The 18799-nt window shown below is 54.7% G+C and carries 17 protein-coding genes; 6 read left to right on the top strand and 11 right to left on the bottom strand.

The annotated features are described in order from the left end of the window. Positions 1–18: 18 nt before the first annotated feature. Complete coding sequence (locus J4G78_RS12410) at positions 19–975, top strand: YeeE/YedE thiosulfate transporter family protein (RefSeq protein ID WP_207986855.1); 957 nt, start codon at positions 19–21, stop codon at positions 973–975. Here the strand turns inward: J4G78_RS12410 and J4G78_RS12405 are convergent. Genes J4G78_RS12405 through J4G78_RS12395 form a run of 3 tightly spaced genes read right to left on the bottom strand, consistent with a single transcriptional unit; the run spans position 962 to position 3518 of the window. Beyond that, the gene (locus J4G78_RS12405; protein WP_207986854.1) at positions 962–1441 is read right to left on the bottom strand and encodes an asparaginase domain-containing protein; all 480 of its coding nucleotides are present in this window, start codon (positions 1439–1441) and stop codon (positions 962–964) included. The genes J4G78_RS12410 and J4G78_RS12405 overlap by 14 nt on opposite strands. Then, positions 1441–1941 (bottom strand): DUF3291 domain-containing protein, encoded by a 501-nt coding sequence (locus J4G78_RS12400; protein WP_243457079.1) that lies wholly within the window; start codon positions 1939–1941, stop codon positions 1441–1443. The genes J4G78_RS12405 and J4G78_RS12400 overlap by 1 nt, the downstream gene beginning before the upstream one ends. Further along, positions 1938–3518, bottom strand: a complete 1581-nt coding sequence (locus tag J4G78_RS12395) for a lysine--tRNA ligase (RefSeq protein ID WP_207986853.1) — start codon at positions 3516–3518, stop codon at positions 1938–1940. Before J4G78_RS12395 ends, J4G78_RS12400 begins: the two co-directional genes overlap by 4 nt. Positions 3519–3630: 112 nt before the next feature. On the opposite strand from J4G78_RS12395, the gene J4G78_RS12390 reads away from it, so the two are divergent. Genes J4G78_RS12390 through J4G78_RS12380 form a run of 3 tightly spaced genes read left to right on the top strand, consistent with a single transcriptional unit; the run spans position 3631 to position 7532 of the window. After that, entirely contained in the window at positions 3631–4215 is a 585-nt protein-coding gene (locus tag J4G78_RS12390; RefSeq protein WP_207986852.1) for an NnrU family protein, read from the top strand. A gap of 6 nt (positions 4216–4221) precedes the next feature. Further along, the gene (locus J4G78_RS12385) at positions 4222–6993 is read left to right on the top strand and encodes an ATP-dependent DNA helicase (RefSeq protein WP_375140339.1); all 2772 of its coding nucleotides are present in this window, start codon (positions 4222–4224) and stop codon (positions 6991–6993) included. Next, on the top strand, positions 6990–7532 hold the full coding sequence (locus J4G78_RS12380; protein WP_207986851.1) for a SixA phosphatase family protein: 543 nt from the start codon (positions 6990–6992) through the stop codon (positions 7530–7532). The genes J4G78_RS12385 and J4G78_RS12380 overlap by 4 nt, the downstream gene beginning before the upstream one ends. A gap of 47 nt (positions 7533–7579) precedes the next feature. Here J4G78_RS12380 and J4G78_RS12375 read toward each other — a convergent pair whose 3' ends face one another. Further along, positions 7580–8809, bottom strand: a complete 1230-nt coding sequence (locus J4G78_RS12375; RefSeq protein WP_243457328.1) for a serine hydrolase domain-containing protein — start codon at positions 8807–8809, stop codon at positions 7580–7582. 48 nt (positions 8810–8857) lie between these two features. Beyond that, positions 8858–9475 (bottom strand): LysE family translocator, encoded by a 618-nt coding sequence (locus tag J4G78_RS12370; protein WP_207986849.1) that lies wholly within the window; start codon positions 9473–9475, stop codon positions 8858–8860. A 123-nt stretch (positions 9476–9598) separates the two neighbouring features. Between J4G78_RS12370 and J4G78_RS12365 the strand changes: the two genes are divergently transcribed. Continuing rightward, positions 9599–10036 carry an Lrp/AsnC family transcriptional regulator gene (locus J4G78_RS12365; protein ID WP_207986848.1) on the top strand — a complete coding sequence of 146 codons (438 nt, stop codon included), beginning with the start codon at positions 9599–9601 and terminating at the stop codon, positions 10034–10036. 45 nt (positions 10037–10081) lie between these two features. On the opposite strand, the gene J4G78_RS12360 is transcribed toward J4G78_RS12365, so the two are convergent. Both J4G78_RS12360 and J4G78_RS12355 read right to left on the bottom strand, forming a co-directional pair. Beyond that, positions 10082–10468, bottom strand: a complete 387-nt coding sequence (locus J4G78_RS12360) for a MerR family transcriptional regulator (RefSeq protein WP_207986847.1) — start codon at positions 10466–10468, stop codon at positions 10082–10084. A gap of 20 nt (positions 10469–10488) precedes the next feature. Continuing rightward, entirely contained in the window at positions 10489–10788 is a 300-nt protein-coding gene (locus J4G78_RS12355) for an integration host factor subunit alpha (protein ID WP_207986846.1), read from the bottom strand. 125 nt (positions 10789–10913) lie between these two features. On the opposite strand from J4G78_RS12355, the gene J4G78_RS12350 reads away from it, so the two are divergent. After that, on the top strand, positions 10914–11711 hold the full coding sequence (locus tag J4G78_RS12350) for a thioesterase family protein (RefSeq protein WP_207986845.1): 798 nt from the start codon (positions 10914–10916) through the stop codon (positions 11709–11711). 81 nt (positions 11712–11792) lie between these two features. Here J4G78_RS12350 and J4G78_RS12345 read toward each other — a convergent pair whose 3' ends face one another. The 4 genes from J4G78_RS12345 to J4G78_RS12330 form a co-directional block, all read right to left on the bottom strand. After that, positions 11793–12320, bottom strand: a complete 528-nt coding sequence (locus tag J4G78_RS12345) for a glycine-rich domain-containing protein (RefSeq protein ID WP_259371369.1) — start codon at positions 12318–12320, stop codon at positions 11793–11795. A gap of 223 nt (positions 12321–12543) precedes the next feature. Then, positions 12544–15801, bottom strand: a complete 3258-nt coding sequence (locus J4G78_RS12340; protein ID WP_207986843.1) for an efflux RND transporter permease subunit — start codon at positions 15799–15801, stop codon at positions 12544–12546. Beyond that, entirely contained in the window at positions 15798–17177 is a 1380-nt protein-coding gene (locus J4G78_RS12335) for an efflux RND transporter periplasmic adaptor subunit (RefSeq protein WP_243457078.1), read from the bottom strand. Before J4G78_RS12335 ends, J4G78_RS12340 begins: the two co-directional genes overlap by 4 nt. Then, a complete protein-coding gene (locus tag J4G78_RS12330; protein ID WP_259371368.1) occupies positions 17177–18634 on the bottom strand; it encodes an efflux transporter outer membrane subunit in 1458 nt (485 codons plus the stop codon). The genes J4G78_RS12335 and J4G78_RS12330 overlap by 1 nt, the downstream gene beginning before the upstream one ends. Positions 18635–18799 lie beyond the last annotated feature (165 nt).

Raw genomic sequence — 18799 nt, 5'->3', positions numbered from 1 at the left:
CGGCTAAGCATGAGGTTCATGACGGCCTTCCTCATCATACCTTTGGCCTTTCTTCTTGGCTTTGCACTGGTCCGGGCCGCGACCTGCACGGTTGCCGCCACCATGCGCTGGGTTGGCGAGGGTAAGCTGGACTGGTTATTCGGGCTGCTGATTGTTGCTTCCTGGGCCGGGCTGGTGTTGTTTCTGCTGCTGCAATATTCCGGGCGGGCGCATATTCCGGTCGATATCGAAATAGGCTGGCAGCTGTTTTTCGGGGCAGCGATCATGGGCGTCGGTGCGCTCATCAATCGCGGCTGCTTTGTCGGTACGGTTGGCTATATCGGGGCAGGCAAATTCAGCTATATCCTGACCTTTGTCGGCCTGGCGCTCGCCATGCTGCTGCTGCGCGTCGATATGCTCAACCCCTTTGGCCCGGTGGTCATGACAGGACGGACTCCGACCGAAGGTAATATCGCCAAACAGGCCGTGTTGCTGGGTTTTGCTGTGCTGTCATTGCTCAGTATCTGGCTGATTATTGCCAAGCGCAACATGGCGATGCTCGCGTTGCTGACCGTTGGCATCACCGCCGCGCTCATATACGGCACGCGTCCGGAATGGTCTTATGCGGCGGTGCTCAACAGTCTGTTGGTAGGGCAAGGCCTGTCGGTTGGCATGACGGTGGAGCTTGCTGTCGTGGCGCTATTCGCCGGTGCGGTGTTCAGCAGCTGGCTGAAAAACAAATTTCATCCGCAATTCGGGACGTGGAAACTGGCTGCCGCCAATCTGGCTGGCGGGTTCCTGATGGGTATCGGCGCGGCAGCGGTGCCGGGCGGCAATGACGTCTTGCTCCTGTGGACCGCCCCTGGGCTCACTCTTTATGGCGCGGTCGCCTATCTGGTGATGATCGCAACCATTGCCGTCATGCTGGTGGTGATGCCCCATGCGACAAAAGCCATGGCCCGGAGCCCGTGGTTCCAAAAACCTATGCGCGAATGAACCGGTGGGCGTCGCGATCCTTTTTTGTGGTCGCAGGATCGAACACTTCGCCATTCATCGCGATATAGACGCCATGAGGTAACGTCTGGGTCGCGGCCAGTGCGAAGCCGACGTTAAACTCGGCATCGCTGTTACGCAGCGTCGCGGGCTGCATCGCGCCGGTTAGCACGATGGTTTTGTCCGTGATATCGGCCAGTACCATGGCGGTCTGCACCATGGTATCCGTGCCGTGGGTCACGAGTATCTTGTCCGCATCGCTGGCCGCCACAGCATCGTGGATCGCCTGCCGGTCGTCGTCGGTCAGCTCCAGACTGTCCTTGCGCATCAACTGCGTCACGCGGTGCGGAACATAGACATTATTTTCCGCCAATATGTCGGGCAAAGGGGTCGGACCGATATGATATTCCGATAGCGCATCGAAATAAATCTTATCAATCGTCCCTCCGGTGGTAAAAATATCGATCATCAGGCGCATTCATCCAGTACCGGTGCTGATGGCTTTCCATCCGGAGCCGGAAACGGCTGGCGGAAGGTGAAGGCCGCTGCTGTTGGACCATGCTTGGCAAGCTCAGCGATCTTTGCTAATCCCTCTGCCACCGTAGGTTCATGCCCGGCAGGAACCCACCAAAGCGCCTGAAACACATCCATCTTCTCAAACCATTCCTTGCGGCGGCGCATGAAGGACAGATGGTCCGGCTGACGATAGACAAAGACACCCAGCGCCTCGACATCGCTCCAGACCGACATGTTGACCAGAAGCTGCGGATCGCTGGCGTCCGGCACGATATCCGTGGCGTCATTGCCGTCGCCCACCAGGCGCCAGACAAAGCCCGGTGATTGCTCAGCGATGGCGTTGACATCATCCAGCGCATTCATGAAATCGGCATTGGCCGGATCATCACGATGGTAAATGAAACGGCCGACGTTGATCTGGGCGAGATTATAGTACGTCATGCCACTACTCATGCCAGTGCCTCCGCTATCAACTTACGCGTATTGTTGATGCCATAAAGTGCAATGAAACTGCCCATGCGCGGTCCTTGTGAACTGCCCAACAGGGTCTCGTACAGCGCCTTGAACCAGTCGCGTAGATTGTCAAATCCACCCTCTTTGCCAATCGTATAGACAATCGTCTGGATATCCTCTGCAACCGCTCCATCAGGCAATCCGGCCAACTCGCTGTCCAATCGCTCCAGTGCTGCAACCTCCACACCTTCGGGCTTGCGACGGTGCAGCGTCGGGGCAATAAAGTCCTTGTGATAGGCCATTGCATTGCCAATCAACTCATCGAGATCAGGATATTTCTCCGGCGTCGCATCTGGCGCATATTGGCGCAGATAGCCCCAAATCTGTTCGCGGTCGGCATCACCCATGACACCGACCAGATTGAGCAACAACCCGAAGGTCACTGGAATAGTATCGTCCGGCACATCGCCGCCATGGACATGGTGCACTGCATTGCCGAGCTGTTTCTCCGGCGCTTGGTCATGCCAATTGGCGCGGAACTGAAAATATTCATCCACGGCTTTGGGAATAACGCCCATATGCAGCTGCTTGGCTGATTTGGGTTCGCGATAAATATAGAAGGCGAGGCTGTTTTCGGAACCATAGCGCAGCCACTCGTCGAGGCTCAGACCATTGCCTTTGGATTTGGAAATTTTCTCGCCTTTTTCATCGAGGAACATTTCATAGATCAGGCCTTCGGGCTTGCGCGCACCCAGCACTTTGGCAATTTTGCCCGACTGCACGCCGCTGTCGGTCAGGTCTTTGCCATACATTTCATAGTCAACGCCCAAAGCCACCCAGCGCATGGCCCAGTCAACTTTCCATTGCAACTTCGCGCCGCCCGACAGGATGTTATGTTCGATCATCTCGCCATCATCCTCGAAGCGCACGGTACCGGCCTCTGCATCTACCACTTCGACCGGCACCTGCAAAACATGCCCGGTTTTCGGGCTAATCGGTAGGATCGGTGAATAGGTCGCCTGCCGTTCCTTACCGAGGGTGGGCAGCATGATATCCAAAATCTGCTGATTGCGCGCGAGCACGAGCTTCAGCGTCTCGTCGAAAGCGCCGGACGTATATTGTTCAGTGGAAGACATGAACTCATAATCAAAGCCAAAGCGGTCGAGAAACTCGCGCAGCATGGCATTATTATGCGCCGCAAAGCTCTCATATTTCCCGAACGGATCGGGCACCTGGGTCAGCGGCTTGTGCAGATGCTCGGCCAGCATATCCTGATTGGGCACATTGGTTGGCACTTTGCGAAAGCCGTCCATATCGTCAGAAAAAGCGATCAACCGCGTCGGGTTTCCGGTCAGCGTCTCATAAGCGCGCCGCACCATAGTGGTGCGCAGCACTTCGTTAAACGTACCGATATGCGGCAGGCCGGACGGGCCATAGCCGGTTTCAAACAGCATCGGCTCGCCACCGGGTTTCGGCGCTGGGGCCCCGCGCTCACCGCGATAGCGTTTGAGCAATTTGCGGGCCTCTTCAAACGGCCAGGCTTTGGATTGCTGCGCTGCTTCACGATAATCGGTCACGATGTGATAGTCCTGTTATATGGGTTGCGTTGTTTATTTTGCTTGGTCCTGCGCCAATAGTAGCATTACCGTCTATAGCAAGTTAGAACAGCACAAAAGCAGGAGATTTCAAATGGGTGCATTGATCGCAGGCGTGTTGTTGTGGAGCATCGTCCATCTCGTCAAATCAGTGGCTCCGGGTGTCCGAGCCGGCCTCCAGAACAAGCTGGGTGAAGGGCCGCATAAAGGGCTGGTCGCTTTGCTCATCATCACGGCTCTGGCGCTGATAATCTATGGCTGGCGCACCGCTCAATATGAATTCGTCTATGATCCTCCGACATGGGGCCGGCATCTGAACATGTTACTGATGGTCTTTGCCATTTTTCTGTTCGGCGCGGCGCAGGGCAAATCCCAGATCAAACAGTTTATCCGTCACCCGATGCTGACCGGAATGCTCATCTGGGCTGCCGGGCATTTGCTCGCCAATGGTGACAGTCGCTCGGTGGTCCTGTTTGGTGGGCTCGGGCTTTGGGCCTTAATCTCGATTTTCACGGTCTCGCGCAACGAAGGCCCCTGGATAAAACCAACCCAAACCGCCACTGTCGGCCGTGAGATATTGGGCTTGGTGATCGCGCTGGTACTCTACGCCATCTTGTTCGGCATGCATCGTTTCTATGCCGGTGTCGCTCTGGCTGGTCCGAACGCGCCCGGATCATAGCAAATCTTGACTGACAGCACCCTCCCCTACCCCGCGCTGCATGCGAGTCATAGCGGCATCTGGATTTGCGGCAGCGACGGCGTATCCCGCGCGATTGGCAAAGGCGAGGCCATTGGCTGTGTCGCCGAGACCCCGCATATCCTGCTCAACGCGCCGCTTATGGGTCAGCGATTGGGTTATCCTGATCTCTCTGGCCTGGACTTGCTCGAACTATTCGCCTTCATCCATCCCGCCCAATTTGTGGTTCCGACCCCGGCCGGTTTGGCCAAAACTTTGGGATTGGAACCCGCCGGGCAGGAAGCGGATATTGCCAAGCTTTACCGACTGGCTGCCGATCACTTGCTGGCCGGATTGCAAGCCCCCCATTGGCCGGAACGCGAGGGCGCCTGGAGCAGTGCGCAAGCCATGTACCGCATGCGCTGGCCTTGGGCAGCGGAAGTGTCCAAGCGCCTCACCAAGCCCGCCGAAGCCGAACGCTGGCTGTTTTCCAAACTCGAAGAATGGGAGGAAGAAACCCCGCGCCCGGCCCCGCGCGCGGTGACAATGGACGAGAGTGCAACATTGGCGCAGCTCAATAGCCTGACCGGAAAAGGGTCGGAAGAGCGCGAGGGGCAAAAAAGCTATGCTTCTGCTGTCGCTAAAATATTTGAACCCCGCCGCGTAAAAGGCGCGCCCAATATGTTGCTAGCCGAAGCGGGCACGGGCATTGGCAAGACGCTGGGCTATCTGGCGCCTGCGTCCTTATGGTCGGCAGAGGCGGGCGGCGCGGTCTGGATCTCGACCTTTACCAAAGCGCTGCAACGGCAACTCGACCGCGAAACCCGGCGCATCTATCCGGACGAAGAAATCTTCCGCAAGAAAGTCGTGGTGCGAAAGGGGCGCGAAAACTATCTCTGCCTGCTCAATCTGGAAGACGCGCTGCAAGGCGGATTTGCCGGGCGGGCGGCGATACTCGCCCATCTCGTCGCGCGATGGGCTGCCTATAGCAAAGATGGCGATATGGTCGGCGGTGATTTGCCGGGCTGGCTGACGACTCTGTTTCGCCGCAATGGGGCAACCGCCCTAACAGACAGGCGAGGCGAGTGCGTCTATGCAGGCTGCCCGCACTACCGAAAATGTTTCATTGAAAAAGCCGCGCGGGCCAGTCAGCAGGCCGATATTGTCATCGCCAATCATGCGCTGGTCATGGTCAATGCCGCACGCGGACGCGAACAGCAGAACGCGCCCACGCGATTGATTTTCGATGAGGGCCATCATCTGTTTGATGCGGCTGACTCCATGTTCGCCGCGCGCCTCTCGGGGCAGGAAGCGATTGAGATACGCCGCTGGGTGATCGGTCCAGAAAGCAAGAACCGCGGACGCCGCCGGGGTCTCGCGGCGCGGCTTGCGGACCTCGCGTCTTATGATGACGAAGGCGGCCGCGCGATTGAAAGCGCGCGCCATGCCGCCGAAGCCTTGCCGAGCGATGGCTGGTTACAGCGCTTGTCCGAAAGCGAGCCTTTTGGCCCGGTGGAAGCCTTGCTCGGCGAAGTGCGTCATATGGTCTTCGCGCGTGACGAGAGCCAAAGCGCGGATGCCGGCTATGGCCTCGAAACCGAGCTGACCGATGTGGAAGGCCCGATGATTGATGCGGTCGCCAATGCCGCAGAAGCGATTGACGCTTTGCTCAAGCCATTAGTACGGCTTGGTCAGCGCATCGAACATCTGATCGAGGAAGGGCCGGACTGGATGGACGCCCCGGCGCGGGCACGGATGGAGGGGGCATTATCGAGCCTCGGCTGGCGTTGCGATACCTTGTCCGGTTGGCTCGCCTTGTTGTCGCGTATAGGCGGTCCAGCCGACCCTGATTTTGTCGACTGGCTGATGATCGACCGGTTTGAGGGCCGCGAATATGATATCGGTATCTGCCGTCACTGGCTTGACCCCACTATCCCGGTGACCGAGGTCGTCATGAAACCCGCCCATGGCCTGATGATCACGTCGGCCACGCTGAAGGGCGGCGGCGACTGGGAGACGGCCCGAGCACGCAGTGGTGCCGTGCATCTCGATCAGACGGTACAGGAATTTGAAGTACCGAGCCCCTTCAATTACGCGGATCAGGCCAAGGTCATCATCGTCACCGATGTAAAGCGCGGCGATATGGCGGGTCTGGCTGGCGCCTATGCGCAGCTGATCGAAGCGTCCGGCGGCGGCACATTGGGTCTGTTCACCGCGATCCGGCGGCTGCGCACAGTCTACGCCCGCATCGCCGACCGGATGGCGCAAAGTGGCTTACCGATCTACGCGCAGCATGTTGACCCGATCGATACCGGCACGCTGGTCGATATTTTCCGCGATGATCCCAAGGCCAGCCTGCTCGGCACCGATGCCTTGCGCGACGGGGTGGACGTACCGGGACGCAGCCTGCGTCTCGTAGTCATGGAATCGGTACCCTGGCCGCGCCCCGATATCCTGCATAAAGCGCGGCGCATAGCTGGTGGCGGAACCGCTTATGACGACCGGATCATCCGCGCGCGTCTTGCTCAAGCCTTTGGCCGGATCATCCGCCGCGCCGATGACCATGGACATTTCGTGATCCTGTCATCCGCTTTCCCGTCCCGTCTGCTCACCGCTTTTCCGGAAGGAACGCCCATTGAGCGGATGCCGCTCGCACAGGCCTTAGCGGAAATAAAAGCGGCTAAATCCAAAACTGGGCAATCCAGTCTTTCCCCTGACATATCTTTCGGGCATGACGCTCCGCAGAGGGATAAGACGGACGATAAATCGGGCGGTATATGAAAAAACTGACACTTTTGCGGCATGCGAAATCCAGCTGGGATGACCCCGTAGCCAGAGATTTCGACCGACCGCTAAATGACAAAGGCAAACGCGCTGCCGCCATCATGGGCAAGTTTATCAAGCGCAATGATCTCGCCTTTGACCAAGTCCTCGCCTCTCCCGCTGTTCGGGTGATTGAAACATTGGAGAATGTCGAACCCGTCAGTGGCCTGTCTTTCGAACCGCAATGGGACCGCAAAATCTACCTGGCGTCATCGGTCACACTAATGGACGTGTTGCGCGGTGCGAATGCCGATGCAGATCATGTCCTGATGGTCGGGCATAATCCCGGCCTAGAAGACCTGATCTTCGATCTGGTCCCCGACGACGGATCCTCCGAAGCGCGCGATGCAGTGGAGGTCAAATACCCGACGGCCGCGTTGGCGGAACTGAGTCTGGACATAGATAGTTGGTCAGACATTAAAGACAGTTGCGCCACACTAAACCGGTTTACCAGGCCCCGCGATCTAGACCCGGAATTGGGGCCGGATTATGCTTAGGTGAGTAGTTATCTCCGCTTTTTGGGCATATTGGCGGATGTTCCTGATTATTTCGGCGTATCAAATTTTGGCGTGGAAAAGTCTTCTGGAAAGCTGATTGACCAGCCAAATGCTTCTCCAGCTGCAATGCGGATTTCATACCCTAACTCACGACCAGCTTCTCCATTGGTCAAGATAACAATTCCGTTGCCATGTGCAGGATGCCCTTCAATCCATGATTTATAATTGTCATTTGCTCCCCCATGGTGAAAAACCAACGTCTCTTCAGCTCCATTCAATCGCGGTCCCATGCCGTGCCAGCTAAGCGGTGCGCGCGATAGCATCTCGCCGCGCATCTCGGGTGATAGGAATGTCTCATTGATCAGAACGGCCTGGACGAACAACGCCATGTCCTCAGCACTGGTCCAAAGACCGGATGCAGCCATTTCCGGCATGGACTCATACCCTCTCGGCAGAGCCCGTGCTTTGCCCTTTTTGTTATGGGATCTTGCAATATTGCCATGTGTTTCGGGAAGCGGGTTGACGAAGGTGCTTCTTTTCATACCCAATGGTTCGAACAGATATTTTTTTGCTACCTCATTATAATGCTGACCCATGACATCTTCGACAACCAGCTGCGCAACCGTAATTCCGCCGCCTGAATAGTCCATTTTTTGCCCCGGTTCGAACATCAACTTCACCGCACGATGTTTTGCCGGACCGATCCCATTCAGTGTTTGAATAGATGTCGGCAACTTCTCACCCGGCTTGAAGTCAGGAAAGCCGTGTTGGCTGAAGCCGGAAGTATGCGAGAGCAAATGGCGCAATGTTACTTTTTTGGATCTGGTATATTCTCCATCAGGAACTTTCCATGATTTCAAATAGCTATTTACATCCTGATCAAGGTTCAAAATGCCTTCCTGAACCAAGCGCAAAATCAACGCTGCGTTTACGACTTTGCTTACAGAGCCAGCTGAAAAAACTGTCTGTCTATCGACGGGTGTGGATGCGTTATTCGACTGCAGACCATAGCCTTTGGCGTGAATGATCTTTCCGTTCTGGATGATGGCAATGCTGGTCCCTGGCACATTATAGGCCTTCATTCGGTCTTCAATCGACCATCTCTGGGCATTGGGGTCTTTGCGGTCCTTCAAGGACCGCACCGATTGCTCGAACATGGTTATGCGCGCATCTGGCGTTGCCGCCGATTTCAAACTATCGGCTTGCAGCGGCGCACTGAAAGACAGTGCAGCCAATGCACAGATTAAAGATTTTAGACTATTACCAATTATATTCATCAAACGACATCCCCTGCTATTTCAGCTACCGATCTATTGTTAGCTCTATCAGCTGCTTAACCTCGCCACCTTAAATGCTGTGAATAACAAAGCGCTACCCGCAATTCTGTTGAGTATTTTAATCACACCGCTGTTAAGCCTGCTCTTCGCCAAGCCATGCCCCAAATAGGCATAGCCAGAATATACAATGATATCGAGCAATGCGGTTGTTACTCCCATGATCAGGATTTGCGGGAGAATAGCGCTAGCTGGATCGAGAAATTGCGGCAGGATCGCAGCAAAATATAAAAGCGCTTTGGGATTGGCGAACTCCACCAAAAATCCTTTGGTAAACATTGCCTTGAAACTTTCCTGCCTGCCCTCAACAATATTCAATCCACCGGATTTACTCATAATAGCCGAAAGCCCAAGATAAACGAGATACGCTACACCTGCCCATTTGATGGCTGTGAAAAGAAGGCTGGAAGCAATGATGACTGAAGCAATACCAAGTGCTGAAAGCGCAAAATAAAGTGCATTGGCGGATGCAATTCCCAGGATACCTGATTGAGCGCGTAGAACGCCGTTTCCGGAACCCTGTGACGTTACCGCTATGGCAGCTGGTCCCGGCGATGCCACCACAACAAGCGTCGTTCCGGCAAAGAGAAGGAATGTATTGAAGTCCATAGAAGCCTCCATTAGCGTTACGAATGATGGTTAGGTTTATGACGTGAACGGAGTTGCAGCTACCAGCATTATACCGGGAGGACCGGATAATATCCGGCACTCATAACCAAACGGGGACATTGGATGAGTAAACGTGGCTTGGATGCGAAAGACATTCAGCTTCTCAGAGCGCTAAAGACAAATGCTCGAGCAAGTCTTGTTTCGCTGGCGCGAGATATTGATCTGTCGAGAAGTTCAACTCATGACCGGATAACCAGACTAGAAGAACTTGGGGTCATCAAGGGCTATACAATTAACATTGACCGCACGCAGCTGCCGTTGACACGGGCATTTCTGACCATTCGCTTCTCGGCTGGATCATCTCAAAACGAGCTTGCTCAAATTGTTCATCAAATGCTTGGCGTTGAAGCGGCTTATTGTCTTTCCGGTGACCTGGATATGTTTGTCTATTGCGAGTGCGAGAGCGTGGAAGAACTGTCGGAGTTACGTGACCAACTAGCACAGCACAACGGTGTTACTGAGATAACGACACGTCAGGTATTGGCCTCTTCTGTCTCGTGAATGATTTGATGAATGGATCCGCTTTCGGGATTTAGCGGATTTCCACTAAGCCTGGCTAAGCGCACTCGACAATCGGTCGCGGATGGTTTTCAGCTCTTTGAGCATCACACCATTATCCTCTTTGACAGTTGGGGCCATTGGACCCTCCGAAGCGACAGATGCTTGCGGAGTCACATCTTTCGCAGGTTGCGTCTTACGCCCCGTCAGAGCTTTCCGCGCCCCCTTGATCGTATAGCCTTCTTCATTGAGCAGGCGGTTGATGGTCTTCACCATCTCGACATCTTCGGGCCGATAATGCCGCCTTGATCCCGCCCGTTTCAGCGGCTGGAGCATTCCGAACTGGTCTTCCCAATAGCGCAAGATATGCGGTTTGATGTTCAGCTCTTTGGAAAGCTCTCCTATGGTTCGGAATGCGCCGCTGTCTTTGGTCATACTATACTCGACCTTTCAGCTTACCCGGCCGCAATAATGCGGTCGCGCATGGTCTGGCTGGCGCGGAAAGTCAGGACCCGGCGGGGTGCGATCGGCACTTCCACACCAGTTTTGGGATTACGACCAGTCCGCTCTCCCTTGTCACGCAGAACAAAGGTGCCAAAGCCGGAAATTTTCACATTTTCCCCACTAACCAGCGCGTTAATCATGTGGTCCAAAATCGACTCTACCATGACCGCGCTGTCTGCGCGCGACAGGCCAACCTGGCGATTCATTGTATCGGAAAGATCGGCACGTGTAAGAGTACTGCTATAGCTCATATCAAATATCTCCTAGTAAGAGATTGAAAACCCTACATATCGCATAGAGCAAGTTGGGAAATATGTAAATCTTAACAGTGGATTTCGATTGTTTCTCGCGATAAGTCGATTTTATGACCGATCAGATGACCAAAACTACCGACAAAATGATGACTTTAACGGAATTATTGAACCAATGCGGATCAGGCGGCGAGGCGAATCCAGTAATCGTGCCGCAAGGATGGACGCAAGGGCGAACGGCTTTTGGCGGTCTTTCGACGGCCATCGCCTATCACGCCGCGAGCCATATCGAAGACGCCCTGCCCGGCCTCCGTTCGGCGCAAATTGCCTTTACCGGCCCGCTATTCGGTGCATTGACCGCTGAAACAAAAATGCTCCGCCGCGGCCGCAATACCGCCTTTGTCCAATCCGAACTATTTGGTGATAAGGGACTCGGCCTGCATTGCAATTTTATCTTTGCCAGCGAGCGGGAAACAGAAGTCAAAAGCCATGACATGACCCCGCCGGACTTTCCGCCACTCCCCAAAGAACAAGATTTGCACAGCGGACCGGAACAGTTTTTCACATCAAAGATGGAATTTGTCGGCAAGCGGATTGATACCAGCATCAAGACCAACCGATTGACACGCTGGATGCGGCTGGCTGACCGCGATGGCCTCGATCCGATGGCGGAGATTTTGTGCATGGGCGACAGCCTGCCGCCCTCTATCATGGGAATGCTCGACAAGAATGCGATGGTCAGCTCGATGAATTGGCAAGTCAATATTATCGCTGACCATCCATCAACAACCGACGGCTGGTGGCTGATCGATTCACAGACCCATCATGCCGATCACGGCGCCAGCAGCCAGTTCATGAGTATCTGGAACAGCGATCAGCAGTTAATTGCAACCGGCATGCAAAGCGTGGCTTATTACGCTTGATTAAAGCTATTTATCGTTAGCGCGGATTATCAGGATTTGGCTAACCGCGCTAACGATTTATGACGTTGGAAGCCTCAATCTTTACGCGGCGGCAGCGCCTTCGGCAAAGTGATGCGTAGATACCGGGCCGGCTATGCGTGCCGTGCACCGGCTATCCGCCATGCAAGAAGCAACAGATCGACACGAGACATCTGCCATGCAGGAAGCAGTATCGCCTTGATCAGATCCGCTATTGACCAGATAGCTTTCACCAAATTCCTTTTTCCATAAAGCAGCGGTTATATCGAGCGCCACGGCATGGGCAGCCTTCTCGCTTTGGCGCTCTCCGAAGCCCGCTTCGTGATCAAGAATTTGACCGAACAGCGCCATGCAATCATGATAGTAATCGCGTGGATTGAGCATGTGCAAATGCCAGATCATGTCAATCTGCTTAGTCGGAATCAGCGCCGTTTCTTTATATTTGGCGGCGAGCGTCAGGAATTTCTCATATTGGCTGACCGCACGAACAATATCATCATGGGTATATTCGCCGGGTATATCAGCGGACCGTTTCGCTGCTGCAACCAAATCGATAGATATAATCTGAGCCATTATCTCTTCCTTTTTTATTGCTAGGGAGGATAAAATCTTAGCATCTTTATTAATATTTTACAAATCTATACTATATTATAATCAATATATTATGATGTTATACTATATTGTGACTTTCAAATTATTTATGCAAATCAGAATATTGAGTGCATCGGCATTTGCCTAAGTTCAAAAAATCACCTGATTTACTGATCATCATCTCACAAAGCTCTTTACAGCACCATGATATAGCGGGCGTGGATCAAGTCTCAGCGGAAGCTTCTGACAGATCTCCGCCGCGCTCACTCCACCATTTTTTCAACCACAATTTTCCGCGATGCTCCAGCAGCGCCAGCGCTGGGATCAGTAACTGGAGAATGAAAGCACCAAACAGGACACCGAAACCGAGACTGGCCGACATCGGGATAAGGAATTGCGCCTGCAGACTGGTCTCAAAAGTGATCGGTGCAACACCCAAAAATGTGGTTAGCGAGGTCAGCATGATCGGACGAAAGCGCGATTTCGCGCCGCTAATAATCGCTTCTTCGATCGGCATGCCATTGCGAAGATTTTCGTTGATAAAGTCAATCATGACCAGCGACCCGTTCACGATCACACCCGACAGTGCGATAATCCCGAATATACTCAGCACCACCAATTGCAGTCCGAGCAGGATATGCCCGATCAGTGCGCCGATAATGCCAAAGGGTATGACGGCCATGATGATCAGGGGCTGTACATAGGAACGAAAGGGAATGGCGAGCAGCGCATAGATGGCAAGCAATGCAAAGAGGAAGGCGGTAGTCAAATCACCAAAGGATTCCGCCTGTTCTTCCTGCTCTCCGCCGAGCGTGTATAGGAGCTGCGGATAATCGGCCTGCAAACGCGGCATGATATCATTGTTCAATGCCTCGGCTATTTCCTGCCCCGTGACCACATCTTCATCGAGATCGGCCGTGATCGTGGTTATCCGGCGACCATCGGTCCGGCGAATGATCGATGGTGCTTCGCCAAAAGACACGTCCGCCAGCGTTGCCAGCGCGACTTCACCGCCAGGCACCCGCACGCGAAACCGTTCAACGTCCGCGATTGAATTGCGTTCTTCTTCAGGTAAGCGGATATAGACCCGGACATCTTCGCGCCCGCGCTGAACACGCAGCGCCTCGCTACCGAAAAACGCGGCGCGTACTTGCAACGCGACATCCTGCAACGTCACGCCCAAAGTCCGTGCCGCCGGTTTCAGGCGCAGCTGTATTTCCTGCAATCCTTCGTCCTGATCGGTTTCAATATCGAATACACCAGAAAAGCGGGCAAGCTCTGCCATTAACTGCTCAGACGCAGCGTCGACAATTGCCGGGTCGGGATCAGAAAGCTGCACATTCACCGGTGCACCGACCGAAATCAGTTCGGACGCAAAAACAAGCGAACGCGCTTCAACGAGCGGTCCCACCGTATCCCGCCACGCATTTTCAAATGCCTTGGCGTCCAGTTTTCGCTGGTCCCCGGGGATAAAACTAAATTGCACGCTGGCAAGGTTGGCTGACAGCGTGCCGCCACCAGGTTGCGGGCCGCCATCAGCTGCTGCCTGTCCAACGCTGGTAAATATGCCGCGTAGGGGTGAAGGTTCATCCTCATCTTGCTGGGCTTCATAGTCGGCATAGGCCTTGCGCCCGCCTTCCTCGATCAACCGCGCTATTCTCTCTGTCTGTTCAATGGTGGTCCCGGCTGGCATTTCCAGACTAGCTGTGACGATATCCGACTCTACCGAGGGGAAGAAACCGACTTTGATAATACCCGCTGGAATGAAAGAAGCGAACAAGATCAATGTCGCAACCGCCCCGGCCACGATAACAAAAGGCATGCGCAGAGAGAAATTGAGCGCCCGGTCGAGCGGACCATCGACAAAGGCTTGATAATGCTTGTCCACCTTTGCCTGTAGTCGCTCAAAAAACCGCGTGACCATATTCATATTCGGTGTACCCGGAGCAGGCAAATGGCTAAGATGATAAGGCAAGATGAGCAGACATTCGATCAATGAGAGCGCAAGGACTGCGATCACCACCAGCGGAATATCAGCAACCAGCTTGCCGATCACGCCGCCAATGGCAAAAAGGGGTGAGAAGGCCGCGACGGTGGTCAGCACAGCGAAGATCACCGGCACCGTAACCCGGCGCGCACCTGTTATGGAGGCACCAAGACCCGTTCGGCCATTCTCGCGCTGCGCATAGATATTCTCGCCCACCACAATCGCGTCATCAACCACGAGGCCAAGCGCGAGGATGAAACCGAATAGCGAGAACATGTTGATGCTCGAACCCGCCAGATCCAGCAGATAGATCGCCCCGATAAATGTCACGCCAATACCGACCGCAGTCCACATCGCCAGCCGGATATCGAGAAACAGGGTCAGCGCCAGCAATACCAGAAACAGACCGATGGCAGCATTTTTCAAAAGCAAGCTCAGACGGTCGTTGAGCAGCTCCGAATCGTCGCTCCAGATCGCATAGGAAACACCTTCGGGCAACGTATCCGCAAAATCATTTTCCAGATGCGCTCGCACCGCTTCGGCCACGTCCAGCACGCGTTCATCGCTGGTTCGAAAGACTTCGACAAAAGCCACCGGCTTGCCATTATATAGCGGCAACAGATCGGCATCTTCGAAACCGTCCTTGATCGTCGCGACCTGACCCAGCCTGATGAGCGCGCCATTTTCATTGCTCACCAACACAATATCTTCGAAATTCTGCTGATTATAATTTTGCCCGAGCGTACGCACGCGCACTTCTTCACTATTCGTATCAATCGAACCGGCCGGGCTATCAAGGCTGCTCGCGGCGACGGTTTGCGAGATATCATTCAGGGACAGACCAAAGGCTTGCAGCGTGTTTTGCGGTACTTCGATAGAAAGCTCATAGTCCCGGATGGAACTGGTATCGACAAAGGACACTTCATCCAGAGCGGCAAGAGAGTCTTCGAGTTGATAAGCGACTTCTTTCAACGCGGTTTCCGAAACATCGCCAAATATCGCGATCCTTATGACGCTTTGCCGGGTGGTCAACTCACGAACATCGGGTTCTTCCGCTTCATCGGGAAAAGTCTGAATCTGGTCGATTTCAGCCTTCACATCGTCCAATGCGCGGTCGATATCCGTACCCAATTCCAGTTCAACCGAAACCGTGCCCGACCCTTCCCGGGCGTTGGCTGTCACCTTTTTAACCCCGTCAACAGCTTCCACCGCTTCTTCGATTTTCTGGACGATCGACTCTTCGACTTCATCGGGCGTAGCACCTGGGTAGGTGACGCTGACCTGCACCGTATCGAGACTGTTTTCCGGAAAAACTTCCTGCACAATAGTGCCAAACGAAGCGATGCCGGCAATGAAGAAGAACAGCATCAGCAAATTGGCGGCCACACCGTTGCGAGCCATAAACGCGACAATGCCGCGCTGCTTCATCACTTCTTCGCTAGGCGTTTCCGGCCCGGACGGTGGTGAACTGGATTGATCCGCCGTTTCGGTCATTCTGTTTTATCTGTTTCGGATTTGGTGGTTTTGGGTTTTCCCGTCTTAGCTTTACCAGCTTTTGCGGCGGCGTTTCTGTCTTCGGCAACCCGCACCCGCTGGCCATCCGTAGCTGTCTTCAATGTTCCTAAAATCACACGGGGTTTCGCGCCCAGACCGGCAGTGCCTATAAGCGCCTGTGTGTCGGTGCGCTGATAGATTTCCACATCAACAATGCGCAGCTTTCCGTTTTGTACCAGCCATATCTGATTGCCCGGCCGTAGCGCCTCCAATGGCAGAACCGCATATTGGTCAAGGGCCCGGCCGGTTATTTCAGCATCGACGAAGCTGCCAACAAATAGTGGCGGGGCACCCGATGCGCCTGCTGATTCTTGCCCTTCTTTTTGCACGACTGCCGGAGCGCCACCGCGAAGCGGATTCGGAATGCGCAAGAAAACATCGATGGTCCGTGTTTGCGGATTGAGGACGCTATTGGCACGATCGACAAAAGCCTGCCAGCGATAGCGGGTCCCGCCATAGTCGGAATAGACCGACGCCTCGATCCTGTTGCCGCCGGGCCGCCACAGCGCCGGGATCAACGCAGCTTCGGTTTCCGAGAGCGGAATAACCGCCTCAAAATCCGCCGTACCAACCATAGTGCCAAGCGATTGGCCGGGCGCAACATAGCTGCCCAGTGCAATTTCCTCTGACCGCACCACACCCGAAAACGGTGCGCGAACAGTTGTACGCCTTAATGCTGTCTGCGCATCGGACAGTTGCGCCTGGGCACGGCGCAGCGCAGCGCGCGCAGATTGCAATTGTGGCTCCCGCGTCGCCAAGCCATTAGTTGCCCCACCGCTGCCGGTCTGCGGGCTATCGGGGCGCTGGTTTTGGGTCAGCATATCAGGCGGTAAAATACGCGCGGCATAATCACTGTCGTCGACGCTGGCATAGGCGTTGCTGCTGGCACCGCGCTGCTGAAACCGAGCCAGCTCCGCCTTTGCCAGTGATACTTCCTCACGCGCTTCCATGACCGCGACATTTTGGGACGCCACGTCCGCTTGGGCGGTCTGGACCGCGTTGCGATAGTCCGATGTATCGATCCGAAACAAAGTTGTACCGCGAGATACGCTTTGACCTTCGCGCAAGCGGGGATTAACGTAAACCAGTTTGCCAGCGACCTCTGCTGACAGCGTAAGTTCTTCGCGGGCGCGAATCGTACCGGACCCTCGCACCATCAAATTACCAGACCGAATTTCCAATGGCTGTGCCTGTACCAGTGGAATATTTTCTTCCGGCGGTTTCTCTTCCGGCCCGGCCCGCAAAAAAATAAGCAGCGCGGCAATCGCAATTGCTGCAAGCAGGATCAGGCCGCCAATGACGCGTTGCCGATGCACTATTCGTCTCCTCTAATTTCTGATGCTTCAGCCTTTGGATCATCATCGCCGGTATCTGATATCGGGGAAACAGGCTGGTCCCAGCTGCCACCAAGCGCGCGGTGCACGGCCAATCGGGCCAGTGCCACATCGCGGGCTGCTGAAGATAAGGACGATTGCACCTGATATTGCGCTCTTAAAGCATCCAGATAATCGACATAGCTGCCAACGCCGGCAGCAAAGCGGCGCGATTGCAGCTGCGCTGCGGCATTTGCTTCATCAAGCTGGAAAAAGAGAAAACGGTACCGTTGCCGCTCTTCTTCATAGCCTTCAATGGCGGCCCCAACCTCCTGATATGCGGTCAGTACGGTGCGCGCATAGACCGCCGCCTGCTGCGCATATTGTGCATCGGCCGCCTCAATATTGGCTCTGATCCTGCCACCTTGAAATAAGGGCGCAGTCAAGCCGGCACCCAGATTGAGTACCCATTTGTCGAAAATGTCAAACAGCCCCGATGGGTTCCCTGCCTGGGTTCCGGTACCGCCAGAAAGACTGATCGATGGAAACCGTTCTGCTTTGCGCGCGCCGAGATTGAACCGCGCCGCTTCCAGTCGCTGCCCCTCTGCATAGATGTCCGGCCGCTGGGCCAATAAGTCGATTGGCAGCCCGGAGGGGATGGCGGTAAAGATCAACCGCGGCGCCAGCTTTTGTCCCAGGAACTGATCCATATTATCGGTATAGCGTCCGATCAACACAGCCAATTGCCCCTCGGTCGCGGTCAACTGGCTTTCGCGCTGCGGCAAACTGGCTTGAATATTGCGGAAATCCTGTCGAACCTGATAGAGTTCGAAGGAAGTCACAAGACCGCGGCGATAACGGTTTTCGGTTTGCTCGACCCTGTCTCCCAGCACATCAATAATCTTGGTGGTCAGGGCAATTTGATCACGAGCATCGACAATATCAAAATAGCTGGTGATCACCTCTGCCATTACGGCAAGGCGCGCGGCTTGCAGATCAGCCGCTGCGGCAACAGCGTCCGCCCGGCCGGCGCGCGCATCATCGCGCAGCTTGCCCCATAAATCGACCTCGTAGGAAAAACCCAGCCCGGATGTATAGCTTTCAACTTGAAACCGAGATGCCCCGGCACCTCCGCCGAATCCGGTTCCAGCCGTCGGCGTATCGGAATAGCTGCTGTTCAGGTCCGCGCTAATTTGCGGGAATAGACCACTTCTCGACACACGCGCTTGCGCTTCTGCGGCGCGCAGCCGAGCGGCGGCCTCGGCGAGGTCGAGGTTTTTGGCAAGTGCTTCATCCAGCACCGCATTGAGAATCGGGTCCTGAAACGATGTCCACCACTGGACTGGTTCATAAGCACCGATGGCATCGGTTTTGCTATATTGCTGCGGCACCCCAGCAGCAATTTCCGGCGCCTTTGAATCGGGTGCCATGCTCACGCAACCGCTCGCCAGCAACGCCATCGCACCCGACGTCAAAAAAATTCTAGCAAGTTGACTTTTCACAATAGGGGCACCGTTCCAGCGGCTTAGAATCTACCAAGCACCAGCAAATTGCCATCGAAACAAATGAACGTCAACGTTTAATTTGAACGTTGACGTTCATTTTGCTATAGGGTGTCATAACAA

The organism is Parasphingorhabdus cellanae, from assembly GCF_017498565.1.
GTDB lineage: Bacteria > Pseudomonadota > Alphaproteobacteria > Sphingomonadales > Sphingomonadaceae > Parasphingorhabdus > Parasphingorhabdus cellanae.
This window is presented reverse-complemented; position numbering and strand designations above follow the sequence as displayed.